The sequence below is a fragment of the Paraburkholderia sp. BR10936 genome (genome assembly GCF_040965735.1).
In the GTDB taxonomy this organism is placed as follows: Bacteria; Pseudomonadota; Gammaproteobacteria; order Burkholderiales; family Burkholderiaceae; genus Paraburkholderia; species Paraburkholderia nodosa_A.
This window is the reverse complement of sequence record NZ_JBFRCM010000006.1, coordinates 200,813-216,439: the sequence shown is the minus strand read 5'-3', so window position 1 is coordinate 216,439 and position 15,627 is coordinate 200,813. Positions and strand designations below refer to the sequence as shown.

General features: G+C 64.6%; 15 protein-coding genes. 8 read left to right on the top strand and 7 right to left on the bottom strand.

Features of this window, described 5'->3' with window-relative positions:
* Nucleotides 1-249 precede the first annotated feature (249 nt).
* Together AB4Y36_RS15510 and AB4Y36_RS15505 are read left to right on the top strand one after the other, a co-directional pair.
* Nucleotides 250-822 carry an XRE family transcriptional regulator gene (locus tag AB4Y36_RS15510; protein WP_342948972.1) on the top strand — a complete coding sequence of 191 codons (573 nt, stop codon included), beginning with the start codon at nucleotides 250-252 and terminating at the stop codon, nucleotides 820-822.
* A gap of 16 nt (nucleotides 823-838) precedes the next feature.
* Nucleotides 839-1,375, top strand: coding sequence for an N-acetyltransferase family protein (locus tag AB4Y36_RS15505; protein ID WP_368683457.1), 537 nt, complete (start codon nucleotides 839-841; stop codon nucleotides 1,373-1,375).
* A gap of 15 nt (nucleotides 1,376-1,390) precedes the next feature.
* On the opposite strand, the gene AB4Y36_RS15500 is transcribed toward AB4Y36_RS15505, so the two are convergent.
* The 7 genes from AB4Y36_RS15500 to AB4Y36_RS15470 all read right to left on the bottom strand — a co-directional run bounded on the left by AB4Y36_RS15500 (nucleotide 1,391) and on the right by AB4Y36_RS15470 (nucleotide 9,115).
* Nucleotides 1,391-2,173 (bottom strand): alpha/beta fold hydrolase, encoded by a 783-nt coding sequence (locus tag AB4Y36_RS15500; RefSeq protein WP_368683456.1) that lies wholly within the window; start codon nucleotides 2,171-2,173, stop codon nucleotides 1,391-1,393.
* A gap of 17 nt (nucleotides 2,174-2,190) precedes the next feature.
* The gene (locus AB4Y36_RS15495) at nucleotides 2,191-3,207 is read right to left on the bottom strand and encodes a helix-turn-helix domain-containing protein (RefSeq protein ID WP_368683455.1); all 1,017 of its coding nucleotides are present in this window, start codon (nucleotides 3,205-3,207) and stop codon (nucleotides 2,191-2,193) included.
* A 218-nt stretch (nucleotides 3,208-3,425) separates the two neighbouring features.
* A complete protein-coding gene (gene eutC / locus AB4Y36_RS15490) occupies nucleotides 3,426-4,226 on the bottom strand; it encodes an ethanolamine ammonia-lyase subunit EutC (RefSeq protein ID WP_368683454.1) in 801 nt (266 codons plus the stop codon).
* Nucleotides 4,223-5,620, bottom strand: a complete 1,398-nt coding sequence (locus AB4Y36_RS15485; RefSeq protein WP_368683453.1) for an ethanolamine ammonia-lyase subunit EutB — start codon at nucleotides 5,618-5,620, stop codon at nucleotides 4,223-4,225. The genes eutC and AB4Y36_RS15485 overlap by 4 nt, the downstream gene beginning before the upstream one ends.
* Nucleotides 5,621-5,640: 20 nt before the next feature.
* Nucleotides 5,641-7,077, bottom strand: a complete 1,437-nt coding sequence (gene eat, locus AB4Y36_RS15480) for an ethanolamine permease (RefSeq protein ID WP_368683452.1) — start codon at nucleotides 7,075-7,077, stop codon at nucleotides 5,641-5,643.
* Between the two features lie 170 nt (nucleotides 7,078-7,247).
* Nucleotides 7,248-8,273, bottom strand: coding sequence for a M23 family metallopeptidase (locus AB4Y36_RS15475; protein ID WP_368683451.1), 1,026 nt, complete (start codon nucleotides 8,271-8,273; stop codon nucleotides 7,248-7,250).
* A gap of 713 nt (nucleotides 8,274-8,986) precedes the next feature.
* The gene (locus AB4Y36_RS15470) at nucleotides 8,987-9,115 is read right to left on the bottom strand and encodes a hypothetical protein (protein WP_256094806.1); all 129 of its coding nucleotides are present in this window, start codon (nucleotides 9,113-9,115) and stop codon (nucleotides 8,987-8,989) included.
* On the opposite strand from AB4Y36_RS15470, the gene AB4Y36_RS15465 reads away from it, so the two are divergent.
* From AB4Y36_RS15465 to glgX, 6 genes are all read left to right on the top strand, one after another.
* Entirely contained in the window at nucleotides 9,114-9,830 is a 717-nt protein-coding gene (locus AB4Y36_RS15465) for an ABC transporter permease (protein WP_368683450.1), read from the top strand. The genes AB4Y36_RS15470 and AB4Y36_RS15465 overlap by 2 nt on opposite strands.
* Nucleotides 9,827-10,750, top strand: coding sequence for a glycine betaine ABC transporter substrate-binding protein (locus AB4Y36_RS15460; protein ID WP_256094805.1), 924 nt, complete (start codon nucleotides 9,827-9,829; stop codon nucleotides 10,748-10,750). Before AB4Y36_RS15465 ends, AB4Y36_RS15460 begins: the two co-directional genes overlap by 4 nt.
* Nucleotides 10,751-10,765: 15 nt before the next feature.
* Nucleotides 10,766-11,419, top strand: coding sequence for an ABC transporter permease (locus AB4Y36_RS15455; protein WP_069265903.1), 654 nt, complete (start codon nucleotides 10,766-10,768; stop codon nucleotides 11,417-11,419).
* A complete protein-coding gene (locus AB4Y36_RS15450; RefSeq protein ID WP_069265902.1) occupies nucleotides 11,416-12,585 on the top strand; it encodes a betaine/proline/choline family ABC transporter ATP-binding protein in 1,170 nt (389 codons plus the stop codon). Before AB4Y36_RS15455 ends, AB4Y36_RS15450 begins: the two co-directional genes overlap by 4 nt.
* A 304-nt stretch (nucleotides 12,586-12,889) precedes the next feature.
* Nucleotides 12,890-13,213, top strand: coding sequence for an antibiotic biosynthesis monooxygenase (locus tag AB4Y36_RS15445; protein ID WP_069265901.1), 324 nt, complete (start codon nucleotides 12,890-12,892; stop codon nucleotides 13,211-13,213).
* Nucleotides 13,214-13,440: 227 nt separating this feature from the next.
* Nucleotides 13,441-15,618, top strand: a complete 2,178-nt coding sequence (gene glgX / locus AB4Y36_RS15440) for a glycogen debranching protein GlgX (protein ID WP_069265900.1) — start codon at nucleotides 13,441-13,443, stop codon at nucleotides 15,616-15,618.
* Nucleotides 15,619-15,627 lie beyond the last annotated feature (9 nt).

Sequence of the window (15,627 nt, the reverse complement as noted above, 5' to 3'; positions counted from 1 at the left end):
GCGCCCCGAACCGCACTGCGATGTCTTTTGAGATAGCGGGAAGCTAACAGCGGGCTGGAGGCCGTCAATTGACGCAAATCAAGGTTTTGGCCGCCGAGGATGACGCAAACGTTTGCGCATCGACTAACCGGAATATCAGGGCAGCATCATGTGTCGCACGCCTGCGACAAACTTGATGCGCATAAACTTTTCTATGTGCAATCGCATAATCTAGTTTACTGGACTAATTAATCCATTAAACTGGACAACATGGATATCCACACCAACATCGCCCGCCGTCTGCGCGAACTGCGCGACGCCAAAGGCTGGTCACTCGAAGCGCTGGCCGAACGCAGTTCGGTGAGCCGCTCGAACATCTCGCTCATCGAACGCGGCCAAAGCAGCCCCACGGCCGTCGTGCTCGACAAACTCGCTACGGCACTCGGCGTCTCGCTCGCGTCGCTCTTCGAGGCGCCGGGCGACGAAGTGCTGCAGGCCCCTTCCCCGCACGCCGCGGCCCGCGATCAAGCGTTCTGGACCGATCCCGAGTCGGGCTATGTGCGGCGCAATCTCTCGCCGCCCGCATGGTCGCCCATCCAGCTCGTGGAAGTGCACTTTCCGCCCGGCCAGCGCGTGGCCTACGACACGAGCCTGCGCGACGCGGAGATTCATCAGCAGGTTTGGGTGGTGGAAGGCGTGATGGAGATGACGGTGGGCGAGCGCCTGTGGCGGCTCGAAACCGGCGACTGCCTCGCGATGCGCCTTGATTGCCCTGTCGTTTATCGCAATCCCACGAAGGAGCCGGCGCGTTATGTCGTCGCGCTCTGCAGGATCACTAATTAACCGGGTTCACCTTCACATGAGCGAAGCCATCAAGGTACGCCGCCTCACCGCCGAACAGGCGCAAACCTGCGCGAGCGCGCTTGCAGACCTACTCATCGACTGCGTCGAAGGGGGCGCCTCGGTGAGCTTCATGCTGCCGATTGCGCGCGAGACGGCGCTCGCGTTCTGGCTCGGCGTGGCGCAAAACGTGGTGCGCGGCGAACGCATTCTGCTCACGGCCGAAGACGCGCAGCAGCGCATCGTGGGCACGGCGCAGCTCGTGACGGCGCAGCCGGAAAACCAGCCGCATCGCGCCGATGTCGCCAAGGTGCTGGTGCACCGCACCGCGCGCGGACAAGGTGTGGGACTGCGCCTCATGCTCGCGATCGACGAGGCGGCAAGGCAGGCCGGAAAATCGGTGCTCGTGCTCGACACCGTGACGGGCGGCGCGGCCGAACGGCTCTATGTGCGTGCGGGGTGGGAGCGGGTGGGCGCCGTGCCGAATTACGCGCTGATGCCGGACGGCGCATTCTGCGGCACCACGTTCTATCACAAGCAACTGCTGAGTCGGTGAGGCGCCGCCGCTTCCTCAAGCGCCTCGTTCGAGAATGTTGCTGATGGCGAGCGCCAGGCCATCGGGATTGTCGTACGCCATCATGTGCTCGGTATTGGCAACGAGTTCGACGGCGCAGCCGGCTTGCTCGAACTGGGCAATTTCCTCACTCGCAGCCGTATCCGGGAGAATCACCCCTTTATTCGAACTCAGCCTCGCGAAATCTTCGAGCCAGTTTTCCGCGTTGTCGTCCAGCGCGGATGTTGCCCATTGGTAAATGGCATGAGGCGATGCGACGGCAAACGGCCCCAGCCAGGCGCCGTTGCCGCCCGCCGCTTTTAACTGCGCCAGAAGCTGCGAAAACCCTTCGGCGACGAATTGCGCTTCGGTCATCGACGTGATTTCCGACAACATCGCTTTGCCGTACTCGTTCAGACCGGGCGCACATAAAATCACGCTGCCCACGGGGACCGCCAGGCGCTTTGCGAGCTTCAGTGCGATGAACGCCCCAGCGCTATGACCGAAGATATTCGCCCGCGTGAAATGCTCGCTCGTGACGAGGTTTGAGATGACATTCGCCTGGGCATCCGAAGTATAGGTTCCGTCCTCTGGCTTATCGCTGAACCCCGCTCCGATGAGATCGATGAGGAGCGATCGGCGTTTCGAGTACGAATGTGAACCCACTACCAGTGGGTAATCGCTGCTGGACGCACAACCCAAACCATGAACGAAGAGAAGCGGCTCGGACGAGTTCGTGGCGGAATATAAATCCACGTAGCGAAGGACGTTCTCCCTGTCATCGATGGCGAATGAATTCATAGTCTCGTCCAGGAAATTCAGGGCATTGCCACCGCGCGCAATGCCTCCGAAGGCCGCATGCCGAACATGCGCCGGTAATCGGTGGCGAACTGGCTCAGATGCCAGAAGCCCCAGGCCGCCGCAACGTCCTGCACCGAACCGGCCGCGCGCCCGCACAGGTCGCGGCGAGCGCCGTTCAGACGCAGCGCGCGCAGGTAGGTTGCGGGCGCCATGCCAAGCACGTCCTGAAAGCAGTACTGGAGCGTGCGCCGGCTCACATGCAACTGCTCGCAAAGCTCCGGCACCCCGACTGGCCGTCCGCGATGCGCGAGCACATAGTCTCGCGCCTGCGCCACGATCCAGCGGCGTCGCGATGCGGGTTCGGCAACCGCATCCTCACTGCCCGCGCAGGCGTCGAATATCGCGGCGAGCACTTCCGCCTGCAATGCATTGCGCTCGACGTTCGAAAGCGGTGAGACCGGCACGTTCTCATGCGCCTGGCCGCCATCGTCGAGACACCTCGCGAGCCGTGCACAAAGGCGCTCGATGCACGCAGCGGCCGCCTGCACGACAGGCGCACCCGTGAGACGTTCCTCGAGCGCCGTACGCTCGACCGTGGCCGCGTAGTGGCGCAGCACGTCGCCGCGCACGACCACGCCGTAGATCGAAAATTGCGCCGGTGTGAGAAGCTCGAACTCGACGTTGCCCGGGCGCAGCGCAAACGCCTGCGCGCCAAAGGCCTGCGCGTCGATACGCGCCTCGCCTTCGCGCGCGACCGGTATGCCGAACCACCAGGCGTCGCCGCGCACTTCGCACGCCTGGCGCAGCGTATGGCTCGTGGTCTCGCGAAACACCTTCATGGTGTCGAGCGGCAGCTCCGTGAGCGTGCCGACGAAGCGGCCCGCCGCGAGCTGGTCGTAGGTCTGCCGCCAGCCCACGAGGTTGCGCGCCTGCTCGTCGGCGTCGTGCGCCACGCTAACGACGGTGCGGGCGCCATGCGCGCTGCATTGTGCTTGGCCGGCCGTCGCTTCGGTTCGCTCTGCCGTTTCGTTCATGATTGCCTCCCAGCACGCACTTGCTTCGATCGATCGTCGAGTGACGCAAGAGTCGGGCCAGCGAAAACGGTATGCGCAATGGCCATGCCGGGCGCCGCGCTGCTCCACGGCGGCACAATGGCGGTTAGCGAAGTGCTCAATCCCTGCACAGGCGGCAGCACCGCCGCGGTGCGTCGCCGGCTTCGATGGTTGCAGCCGATGCAGCCGCGTGTGGCCCGTCACGCAGACGTGATCTGCCCACGCGCACCGATGCCCGGCAGCGTCGCGTCGCTATCGTCCTTCAGCCCGACGCCGGTCAGCCCGAGCCGCCGCGCGTGCGTGAGGAGGTAATGGAGCTTGTGCGCGGCCGCCTCATACGGCAGCCCCTCGGGACGCACGTTCGAGATGCAGTTGCGCTGCGCGTCATGACAGCCCACCTTCGGCGCGTAGGTGAGATAGACACCGAGGCTGTCTGGCGAACTCAGCCCAGGCCGCTCGCCGATCAGCATGGCCACGAGCTTCGCGCCCAGCAGCTCGCCGATCTCGTCGCCGAGCGCCACACGTGCCTGGCGCGCGACCACCACCGGGCCGATGCGCCAGTCCGCAAGGCGCGCGCGAACCGCGAGGAGCAGCGGCGCAGCCTGTTTCGCGGCAGCGATCGCCGAAAGGCCGTCGCCGATCACGAATACGACTTCAGGCGGCTCCTCATGCGCTGCGATGGCCGGACCCGCCGCTTCGACCAACGCTGCCCGGCTCGCCTCCGACAAGCGCCGCCCGAGGTCCGGCCTGCGCAAATAATGCTGCCGGTCCGGCGCCGCGCTTTCCACGCCGAGCGTGGCGAACCCTTCGGCTTCGAGGGTGCGCCGCAATGCTTCGGCGTCGAGCGGGTGATGCACGGCGTCGCGCGCCTGCGCGTGCGAGAGATTGAACGCGAGCAGCGGCGCCGTGGGCAAGCCGCTGCCCGCGCGCCCGAGCGCGATGCGCGCGTTCGTGAACGCCTTGAGACCGCCCCATGGGTTCTTTTCGACGGCGTCGCTCATGCGTCGATCCCCATCCATTCGTGCGCGCCCGCGAGCAGCGGCACGCGCGCGGAGCCTGGCAGGAGCGCGCCTTTCGCGTCGACGATCGCCATGGTCTCCAGCCACTCCTCGAACTCCGGCGCGCGGCGCAGGCCGAGCAGATCGCGCACATAGAGCGCGTCGTGAAATGAGGTGCTCTGGTAGTTGAGCATCACGTCGTCAGCGCCCGGAATGCCCATGATGAAGTTGACGCCGGCCGCGCCCAGCAGCGTGAGCAGCGTGTCCATGTCGTCCTGGTCGGCTTCGGCGTGGTTCGTATAGCAAATGTCGCAACCCATCGGCACGCCTAGCAGCTTGCCGCAGAAGTGATCTTCGAGACCCGCGCGAATGATCTGCTTTCCATCGTACAAATATTCGGGGCCGATGAAACCGACCACCGTATTGACGAGAAACGGCTCGAACTTGCGCGCGACCGCATAGGCACGCACCTCGCAGGTTTGCTGGTCCACGCCGTAGTGCGCATTCGCCGACAGCGCACTGCCCTGCCCGGTCTCGAAGTACATGAGATTGTTGCCGACCGTGCCGCGCTTGAGCGAGAGCGCCGCCTCGCGCGCCTCGTTTAAAAGCGCCAGCGAAATGCCGAAGCTCGCGTTCGCCTTTTCCGTGCCCGCGATCGACTGGAACACGAGATCGACAGGGGCGCCCTTTTCGATCGCCGCGATCGTGTTGGTCACGTGCGTAAGCACGCACGATTGCGTGGGCACGCGGTAGCGCTCGCGAAATCCGTCGATCATCGCGAGCAGCTTCACGATGGCCGCCAGGCTGTCCGTGGCGGGATTGATGCCGATCATCGCGTCGCCGCAGCCGTACATCAGGCCGTCGAGCATCGAGGCGGCGATGCCCTTCACGTCGTCGGTGGGGTGGTTAGGCTGCAGGCGCACCGACATGCGGCCCGGCAGCCCCACGGTGTTGCGAAAGCGCGTGACCACGGGGCGCTTTTTCGCCACGGCGATCAGGTCCTGATTGCGCATGAGCTTCGACACCGCCGCGACCATCTCGGGCGTGAGGCCCGGCGCCAGGCATTCAAGCGCCTCGGTCGTTGCCGCGCCGGAAAGCAACCAGTCGCGAAAGTCGCCCACGGTGAGGTGCGCGACGGCTGCGAACGCGGCTGCGTCGTGATCGTCGACGATCAGGCGCGTGACCTCGTCGTCTTCATACGGCACGAGCGCTTCGGAAAGAAACACCTTGAGCGGCACCGCGGCGAGCGCCATTTTCGCGGCCACGCGTTCCTCTTCGCTCGCCGCCGCCACGCCCGCGAGCTGGTCGCCCGAGCGCAGCGGGCTGGCTTTGGCGAGCAGCGTCTTGAGGTCCGCGAAGCGGTAGGTGCGCGCGCCGATCGACTCCGTATAGTTCATGTGCTGGACTCCTGCAAAGCTCACTCCTCGAGCAGCCCCTCGGCGGCTACCCCCCCTTCGCGCTGCGTGCGCGTGGCGAGGAAATACGCGTAGCCGAGCGCGAGAAACACTACGAACACCCCCGCAACCAGCGCGTTGAAATACACCATCGTGCCGAGGCAAACGAGCGCGGCGACGAGTGCGAACGCCGGGAAAAACGGGTACAGCGGTGCGCGAAACGGCCGGTCCATGGCCGGCTGCACGCGGCGCAGCCTGAAGAGCGCCGCCATGCTGACAATGTACATCACGATCGCGCCGAACACCGACATCGTGACGATGTTGGCCGTGAGCGTCTGCCCGCCGAACTGGATCAGCTCGTCGCTATAGATCGCGGCGATACCGACCGCGCCACCCGCGAGAATCGCGCGATACGGCGTCTTGAAGCGCGGATGGATTTTCGCGAGCCACGCGGGCAGATAGCCTTCGCGGGCCAGCGCGAAGATCTGCCGCGAATAGCCGAGGATGATGCCGTGAAACGAGGCCACGAGACCGAACAACCCGAGCCAGACGAGCATGTGCATCCAGCCGCTGTGCTCGCCGACGATGAACTTCATGGCCTGCGGCAGCGGGTCGTTGATGTTGGCGAGCGTGGTCCAGTCACCCGCGCCGCCCGCGAACACCATCACGCCCACGGCGAGCGCGACGAGCGTGAGAATGCCGGCCACGTAGGCGATGGGAATCGAGCGGCGCGGGTTCTTCGCTTCCTCGGCGGCCATGGCCACGCCTTCGATCGCGAGGAAAAACCAGATCGCGAACGGGATCGCGGCGAACATGCCATGAAACGAACCCAGCGAAAAGTGATCGTTGCCCGACCAGCCGCCCTTCATGAAGTGGGTCCATGCGAAGCCCGGCGACACCACGCCCATAAACACGAGCAGTTCGAAGATGGCGAGCAGCGTGACAATCAGCTCGAAAGTCGCGGCGATCTGCACGCCCACGATATTGAGCGCCATGAACACGAGATACGCGCCCATGGCCGCGTGTTTGGGCTCGAGGCCGGGGAACTGCACATGCAGGTACGCGCCGATGGCGAGCGCGATGGCGGGCGGCGCGAACACGAATTCCACGAGCGTGGCCGCACCCGCCAGATACCCGCCGGTCGGCCCGAACGCGCGGCGGGCGTAGGCGAAAGGACCGCCCGCATGCGGAATGGAGGTGGTGAGTTCGGTAAAGCTGAAGATGAACGTGGTGTACATCGCCGCGACGAACAGTGCCGTGACGACGAAGCCGAGCGTGCCGGCGCTGGCCCAGCCGTAGCTCCAGCCGAAGTACTCGCCCGATATCACGAGGCCGACTGCGATGCCCCACAACTGCCACGTGCCGAGCGTTTGATTGAGCGCCGGCGCACCTGGCTTGCCCGGTGATGTACCAACTGTCGTGCCAATTGCAGCGGGGCGTGCGTTCGACTCGCCTTGCATGGTTGTCTCCCTCTGGGTGGCCCGGGCGGCCGGCCCTGGCCGCCACGGTTGAGTGGAACCATGCTATTGAGTCATTAATCGACGTGTTATCGAAAATCGGCAAATCGTGGCTGCGGCGCAGCACAGGCCGTTTTGCCCGCTTCCTTGCGGCAGCCTTTCGCGCGTTGCGCCTAGAGCAGCGGGTCGATCAGCGCGACCTGCTGGGCGAAGCGTTGCTTGTCCTCGCCCAGCAAGGGATCGCGATGCGGAAGGTCGACGGTGAGCGGATCCTGCGCGACCTGATCCACGTGCACCTCATAGTGCAGATGCGGGCCCGTCGCCCAACCCGTCGCGCCTACGTATCCGATCACCTGTCCCTTGCTCACCGTCTGCCCGACCTTCAAATGCTTCGCAAAGCGCGAAAGGTGGGCGAAGGTCGTGGAGTACGGGCCGAAGTTCTCGAGCTTCACGACCTTGCCGTAGCCGGTCTGCCAGCCGGCGAACGTCACGGTGCCGCGCGCGGTCGCGTGAACGGGCGTGCCGACGGGCGCCGCGAGATCGACACCTTCGTGCGGCTGCACGCGATGCGTGACCGGATCGAGCCGTCGCAGCGAGAAATACGAAGACACGCGCGTAAACTTCACGGGATAGCGCAAGAACGACGGCGCGGCGGCGTGACCGTCTGCGCAATAGTAGAACGCCTTGCCCGCAAGGTTCCGGTAGAGAAAGAGATCGTGCGAGACGTTGCCGTTCGAAATGCGGATCGCGACAGGCGTGTCGTCCGAAGACGATGCGTTTTGTGACGCGCCGGCGTTCGCAGGGCTCAAATCGTCTGTATCTCTTGCGTCGCTCGCGCCATTCGCGCCATCCGCGCCGTTTGTGTCATTGCGAAACACGAAGCGGATCTCGCTGCCACGCTGCAGATCGCGCCGGAAATCGAGCCGGCCCGAGAATGCGCGCGCAAGCCTCGCCGTCGTCGCTGCATCCACGCCGAGACGCTGGGCGGCTTCGGAAAAGCTGTGTTCGACCACAGCGGTCTCCACGCGAAACGCGGGCTCGCTTTCGCTCGCAGGCGTCGCGCTGGCCGCCTGCGACGCCGCATCTTGCGCCGGCGCCGCGGACGTCGCAGTCGCCGCGTCGGCAAGCGGATCGTCGGTCGCAATGTTCGCGTGCCGATGGGCGAGCCACGCGGCGCTCGTCAAACCGATTGCGGACACAACGATGAGTTTTCCCGCGAGGCCGGGGGAGGCCGCTATTGCACGAAATGCCATGAATCGAATGACGGATTGCAGAGCAGAGAAATGCGAACGCGCGCCGCGCTTCTCGAGGTGAATTCGGAAGTGAGATCGATGGCCGCATCGCTGAATCGGCGAGCATCGATGATGCGAAGGGGTTCAAAATAAATGGCGTTTCTTAAACGAAACTTAAGAAAGCCAATGAGCGCCCAATGAGCGGAACATTCTGCCGCAGTGACTATTTCTGTCACTTTTTAAACGGGAAATACTACCGAAATTTTTTAATCGGATACCTGATTAATTCCCGGAAATGACATACCGAATAAAGCAAGCGATTGCCCGTCAACTCGCGATCGTTCCCCACGGTAGACGCACCTAATCGAATGATCTATACTCATCTCGTTTCGATCACCACGAAGTCGTTCTCGTGCGCATTGAGATACAGGGTCCACGCTAAAGGTCCACTGCGTCGCAAGCGCCATTCAAGCGGGCCTCCGGCCCTCGCGTAGCGGCCCAAAACCGCCGCATCCAAGCCGCCAAAAGGCGGTTTCCTGCTCCAGCGCGCATCGATCTGCTCGGTGCCGTTGAGCTGAACATGACAACCAGAAGAACGCGAGAAGCGCGTTCATATCACTGCCGCCACGTAGCTAACGTGCGCGGGCGGACTGGTTTTCGTTCGTTTCTGGTCCGTAGTTTTAGTCGGTTCCAATCGCGGCCATGCCGGGATCACGAACTTCCTTCGCGGCGCCTTGAGCATCCTCATCGGCGTCCCCGCTGCGCAGCGTTGCGCCGCGCGGCACAAAAACAAGGAGGCGTACCTTCATGACTCGACGCTCTGCCCTGCTCGCGGGCAGCCTGATCGCCCTTGCCGTCATCGCGTGGGCACTCTCACGCGCCATCGGCGCCGATACGTGGCACAGCCACGCAGGCGACCTCGCCTACTACACTGGGCGGCACCTGCTGCTCGTCGGCTATTCGATGGCGCTCGCCATCGTGGTCGGCGTACCCGCCGGTGTGCTGCTGAGCCGGCCGCGCTTCGTGCGACAGGCCGAACGCTTCATGCAGATCTTCAACGTGGGCAACACGATCCCCTCGCTCGCGGTGCTCGCCATTGCACTCGGCGTGTTCGGCATCGGCGACGTTCCCGCGATCGTCGCGCTCTTTCTCGCGTCGCTGCTGCCCATCACGCGCAATACGTATGAAGGCCTGAAGAACGTGCCGGCCGCGCTGCGCGAAGCCGCGCGCGGCATCGGCATGACGGGCTGGCAGTCGCTCACGCGCGTGGAATTGCCGGGCGCGCTGCCCATCATCGTGGGCGGTGTGCGCACCGCGCTCGCGATCAACGTGGGCACGGCGCCGCTCGCCTATCTGATCGGCGCCGACAGCCTCGGCTCGCTCATTTTCCCCGGCATCTATCTGAACGATCAGCCCTTGCTGCTGCTCGGCGCCGCGTTCACGGCCGCGCTCGCACTGGTGCTCGACGGCGTGGTTGCCGCCGGCAGCCATCAGTGGCTCGCGCGTCACGGAGGGCTCGCATGATGCTCGCGTCACCGTTCAAATCTCTGCGCCGCTTCGTTCAGGCCTGCCTGATCGGCACGGCGCTCGTCGCCGCCGCCACACCCGCATTCGCACAGCCCAAGCTCGTACTGGGCGCGAAGAACTTCACCGAGCAATACGTGCTAGCCGAAGTCACAGCGCAATACCTGCGCTCGCGCGGCTATTCCGTGGAGGTGCGCTCCGGCCTTGGCAGCACGCTCATGCGCAGTGCGCTGGAGAACGGCCAGTTCGACCTCGTTTGGGACTACACGGGCACGGCGGCACTCGTCTACGACAAGCTGACGGAGAAGCTTTCGCCCGAAGCGATGTACGAGCGCGTGAAGGCGCTCGATGCGCCGCGCGGTCTCGTCTGGCTCAATGCCTCGCCGCTTAACGACACGTATGCATTAGGCCTGCCAAGCAAATTCGCCGAGGAAACCGGCATCACCACGGTCTCGCAGCTTGCGCAAAAGTTGAAGACGGACCCCGACGCGAAGCGCTACGTGTTCGGCATGGACGCCGAGTTCGCGAATCGTCCGGATGGTCTCAAGCCCCTGCTCGCCACCTACGACATGAGCTTTGACCGCTCGCAGATGAAGCAGATGGACCCCGGCCTCGTCTACACGGCGCTGCATAACAACCAGTTGAAGATCGGCCTCGTCTACACGACCGATGGCCGCGTGAAGGGCTTCGGCATCGTGCCGCTCGAAGACGACAAGCACTTCTTCCCGCCGTACAACGCCACGCCCGTGGTACGCAAGGAAGTGCTGGAGCGCGATCCCAAACTGGCCGCGCAGCTCAACGCGCTGTCCGCCGCCCTCAACAACGACGCGATGCAAGACATGAACAAGGCCGTCGATCTCGACGGCAAGTCCGCCCAGCAAGTCGCGGCGGAGTTCCTGCGCACGCATACGCTCCCCTGAAGGAGGCCAGGCCCTATGAACGTGTTCGACTATCTCGCTTCGAGCTGGCCCGAGCTGCTGCAACTCACGCTCCAGCACCTCTACCTCGTGGGCATCGCCGTGGGCTGCGCGATCATCGCGGGCGTGCCGCTCGGCGTGCTCATCAGCCGCCATGACTGGCTCGCCGCACCGCTGCTGGGACTGGCGACCATCATCCTCACGCTGCCCTCCATCGCGCTGTTCGGCCTGATGATCCCGGTATTCTCGCGCTTCGGTCAGGGCATTGGCGCGGTGCCCGCCATTACGGCTGTGTTTCTCTACTCGCTGCTGCCGATCATGCGCAACACCTACCTCGCGCTACGCAACGTGGATGCGGGCATCAAGGAAGCCGGCACCGGCATCGGCATGACGTCGTGGCAGCGGCTGCGTCTCGTCGATCTGCCGCTGGCCGTGCCCGTGATTCTCGCGGGCGTGCGCACGGCGGTCGTGATGAACATCGGCGTGATGACCATTGCCGCCGTGATCGGCGCGGGCGGCCTCGGCACCTTGATCATTCGCGCCATTGGCCAGAGCAGCATGATGAAGCTGCTCGTGGGCGCCGTGCTCGTGAGCGTGCTCGCGATCGTCGCCGACCTGTTGTTGCAGATGCTGCAGCGCGCTTTGACACCGAAAGGAGTACAGAAGACATGATCGAACTCGACCAACTGACGAAGACCTTCACGCAGAAAGACGGCCAGGCCGTGCGCGCCGTCGATTCGGTGAGCCTTTCGGTGGCCGAAGGCGAGATCTGCGTGTTCCTCGGCCCCTCGGGCTGCGGCAAGACCACCACGCTGAAGATGATCAACCGGCTGATCGAGCCGACCTCGGGCCGCGTGCTCATCAACGGCGAAGACACGACGGGCCTGAACGAAGTGGATCTGCGCCGCCGCATCGGCTATGTGATCCAGCAGATCGGCCTCTTTCCGAACATGACGATCGCGGAGAACATCACAGTCGTGCCGCGGCTGCTCGGCTGGGACAAGAAGCGCTGCGCCGAACGCGCGGCAGAGCTGATGTCGATGGTCGCGCTCGACCCGAAGCTGTATTTGAAGCGTTATCCGCGCGAGCTTTCGGGCGGGCAGCAGCAGCGTATCGGCGTGATTCGCGCGCTTGCTGCCGATCCGCCCGTGCTGCTCATGGACGAGCCGTTCGGCGCGGTCGATCCGATCAATCGCGAGGCCATCCAGAACGAGTTCTTCCAGATGCAGCGGCAACTGAAGAAGACCGTCATCATGGTGAGCCACGATATCGACGAGGCGATCAAGCTGGGCGACCGCATCGCGGTCTTCCGGCGCGGCAGGCTCGTGCAATACGACCACCCCGATACGCTGCTCGCGCGCCCGCATGACGACTTCGTCGCGCAGTTCGTGGGTCAGGACAGCACACTCAAGCGCCTGTTGCTCGTGAAGGCCGGCGACGCCGCCACGCAACCCGAAACGGCGCGCGCCGAAACGCCGCTCTCCCACGCGTTCGCCGCGATGGACGAAAGCGATTCTCGCTATCTCACCGTGCTCGACGACGCGCAGCACGCGCTCGGCTTCGTGGCGCGCCGCGCCGCGCGCGGGGTCGAAGGCGTCTGCGGCGATCGCATCACGCCCTTCCCGGCTACGGTTTCTGTCGACGACAACCTGCGCATCGTGCTCTCCAAGATGTACCAGTTCCGCGCCTCGTGGATGCCGGTGCTCGACGCCGACGGCGCCTACGTGGGCGAGATCACACAGGATTCGATCGCCGACTATCTCAGCTCGGGCCGCTCGCGGCAGCAGACCGGACAGCCGCCGAGCGCGGCGGTGCGTCCGGCGGCCGCGATCGCGTGAGCGGCGGGTCAGGCTCAGCCCTAAATCCCGGCGGCTAGTCAAGAAGCACCTCTGCAACGACGCGAAGATACGTTATGGCGAAGCCGAAGCGCCATCATCGAAGGCATCGCGTTTCAAACCAATATCCTCGCGCTCAACGCGGCGGCGCTGGCACCGTACAAGTGTTCCGTGTTGGCTGAGGCCGACGGACCGACGCGGCGCGAGCGCCTTCGCGGCCTCTTATAATCGGATCTCGAAGCGGCGGCGGGCGCAGTCACCCGCCGCCTTGCCTATCGTTTTTTCGTACGCGAAGAGGAACGCCGCAATGTACATCGCCATGAATCGCTTCAAGGTTGCGCCGGGCTCCGAGGCCGCATTCGAGGAAGTCTGGGCCACGCGCGACACGCACTTGAAGCAAGTGCCCGGCTTCATCGAATTTCATCTGCTCAAAGGCCCGCAGCGCGAAGACCACGTGCTCTACGCGAGCCACACGATCTGGGCGAGCCACGCGCACTTCGAAGACTGGACGCGTTCCGACGCCTTTCGCGCGGCGCATCGAAACGCGGGCAATGCGGGCGGGGCAAACCGTCCGGTCTATTTGAGCCATCCCGAGTTCGAAGGCTTCGAAGTCGTGCAAACCGTGAAGTAGGCGCTGCACGCGAAGTCTGGGTCGACATCGGTAAATCTGGGCACGCGCTGCGCCAAAGCTACACGCGCGCAGCGCGCACCACCGCGGGGCCCCCTGTATCCGGCCCCTCTCTTCTCGTCTATCCGCTGCGCTGCGGGCTCTGGGCCCAAACCTTGCTTGACACAAGCCCGCCCTCGCGCGCAACGGCATTGGTGGCGCGCGCCATCGCGTCCCCAACCGACGAGCCCATGAAGAAAAAAACCGCCACCCGTATCGTAGAAGGACAGCCGTTCCCGCTCGGCGCCACCTGGAACGGCCGCGGCGTGAACTTCGCGCTCTTCTCCGCGAACGCTGCCAAGGTCGAGTTGTGTCTCTTCGACAAGAGCGGCCTGCGCGAACTCGAACGCATCGAGTTGCCCGAATACACCGACGAGGTGTGGCACGTCTATCTGCCCGACCTCGCACCGGGCGCCATCTACGGCTATCGCGTGCACGGGCCCTACGAGCCGCAGGCGGGCCATCGCTTCAATCCGCACAAGCTGTTGCTCGATCCGTATGCGAAGGCGCACGTGGGCGCGCTGCGCTGGCATCCCGCCGTGTTCGGCTACACGATCGGGAGCCCCGACGGCGATCTCTCGTTCGACACGCGAGACAGCGCGCGTTATGTGCCGCGCTGCCGCGTGGTCGATCAGGGCTTCACATGGCACCACCCGATGCGCGAACGTGTGCCGCGCGAGCGCACGATCATCTACGAAACGCATGTGCGCGGCTTCACGATCCGCCACCCCGACGTGCCGCACGAAGAGCGCGGCACCTTCGCGGGGCTCGCGCAGACGCCGGTGCTCGAATATATCCGCGGGCTCGGCGTGACATCCGTGGAGTTGCTGCCCATCCACACCTTCGTGAATGACTCGCACCTGCTCGAACGCGGTCTCACGAACTACTGGGGCTACAACACCATCGGCTTCTTCGCGCCGGACCCGCGGTACTCGGTGGGCGCGCACGGCTCGATCGACGAGTTCAAGAACATGGTGGACCGCCTGCACCAGGCGGGTCTCGAAGTGATACTCGACGTGGTCTACAACCACACCGCTGAAGGCAGCGAACTCGGTCCGACGCTCTCGTTTCGAGGCATCGACAATGCTTCGTACTACCGGCTACCCGAAGACCGGCGCTACTACATCAACGACACAGGCACGGGCAATACGCTCAACCTCTCGCACCCGCGCGTGCTGCAGATGGTCACGGACAGCCTGCGCTACTGGGTGCTCGAAATGGGCGTGGACGGTTTTCGCTTCGACCTCGCGACGATCCTCGGGCGCGAGCCCTATGGCTTCGACGAAGGCGGCGGCTTTCTCGACAGCTGCCGCCAGGACCCGATTCTCGCGAGCGTGAAGCTGATTGCCGAGCCGTGGGACTGCGGGCCGGGCGGCTACCAGGTGGGCGGCTTCCCGCCCGGCTGGATGGAATGGAACGACCGCTTTCGCGACACCGCGCGCGCCTGGTGGAAAGGCGACGAGGGCAAGGCGCCCGAACTCGCCACGCGCCTGTGCGCTTCGGGCGACAGCTTCAACCGGCGCGGACGGCGGCCATGGTCGAGCGTGAACTTCGTCACTGCGCACGACGGATTCACGCTGAACGATCTCGTTTCGTACAACGACCGTCACAACGAAGCCAACGGCGAAGAGAACCGCGACGGCCACGGCGACAATCTCTCGTGGAACTGCGGCGCGGAAGGCCCGACCGATGACCCCGAGATCCGCGCGCTGCGCGAGCGCCAGAAGCGCAACTTCCTCGCCACGCTGCTGCTCTCGCAGGGCACGCCGATGCTGCTCGCGGGCGACGAGTTCGGTCGCACGCAGCGAGGCAACAACAACGCGTACTGCCAGGACAACGACGTGAGCTGGGTGGACTGGGACGGCATCGACGACACGGGCCGCGCGCTCGCCGACTTCGTGCGCAAGCTTACCGCGCTGCGCCATGCGCTGCCGGTGCTGCGACGCAACCGGTTTCTCATCGGCGAGCACAACGCGACGCTCGACGTCACCGACGTCGAATGGCTCTCGCCCGCAGGCGTACCGCTCGCTCAGGAGCAGTGGGACGATGCGGCCATGCGTTGCTTCGGCATGCTGATCGATGGACGATCGCAAACGAGTGGCATCATGCGCCTCGCCTCGGATGCGACCATGCTCATCGTGTTCAACGCCTATCACGACGTGGTAGATTTCACGCTTCCTTCGGTGCCGGGCAACGACCAGTGGAACTGCCTCATCGACACGAACATGCCCGTGCGCGACGAACTGCCCGAATTCGAAGCGGGCGATATCTACCAGGTGACGGGCCGTTCGCTGCTGCTGTTCGCGCTGCATGCGCGTGGCGCGACACAGCGGGTGTTCGACCGGCTGGAGGAAGACCTGACGGGTTGAACGGCAGGC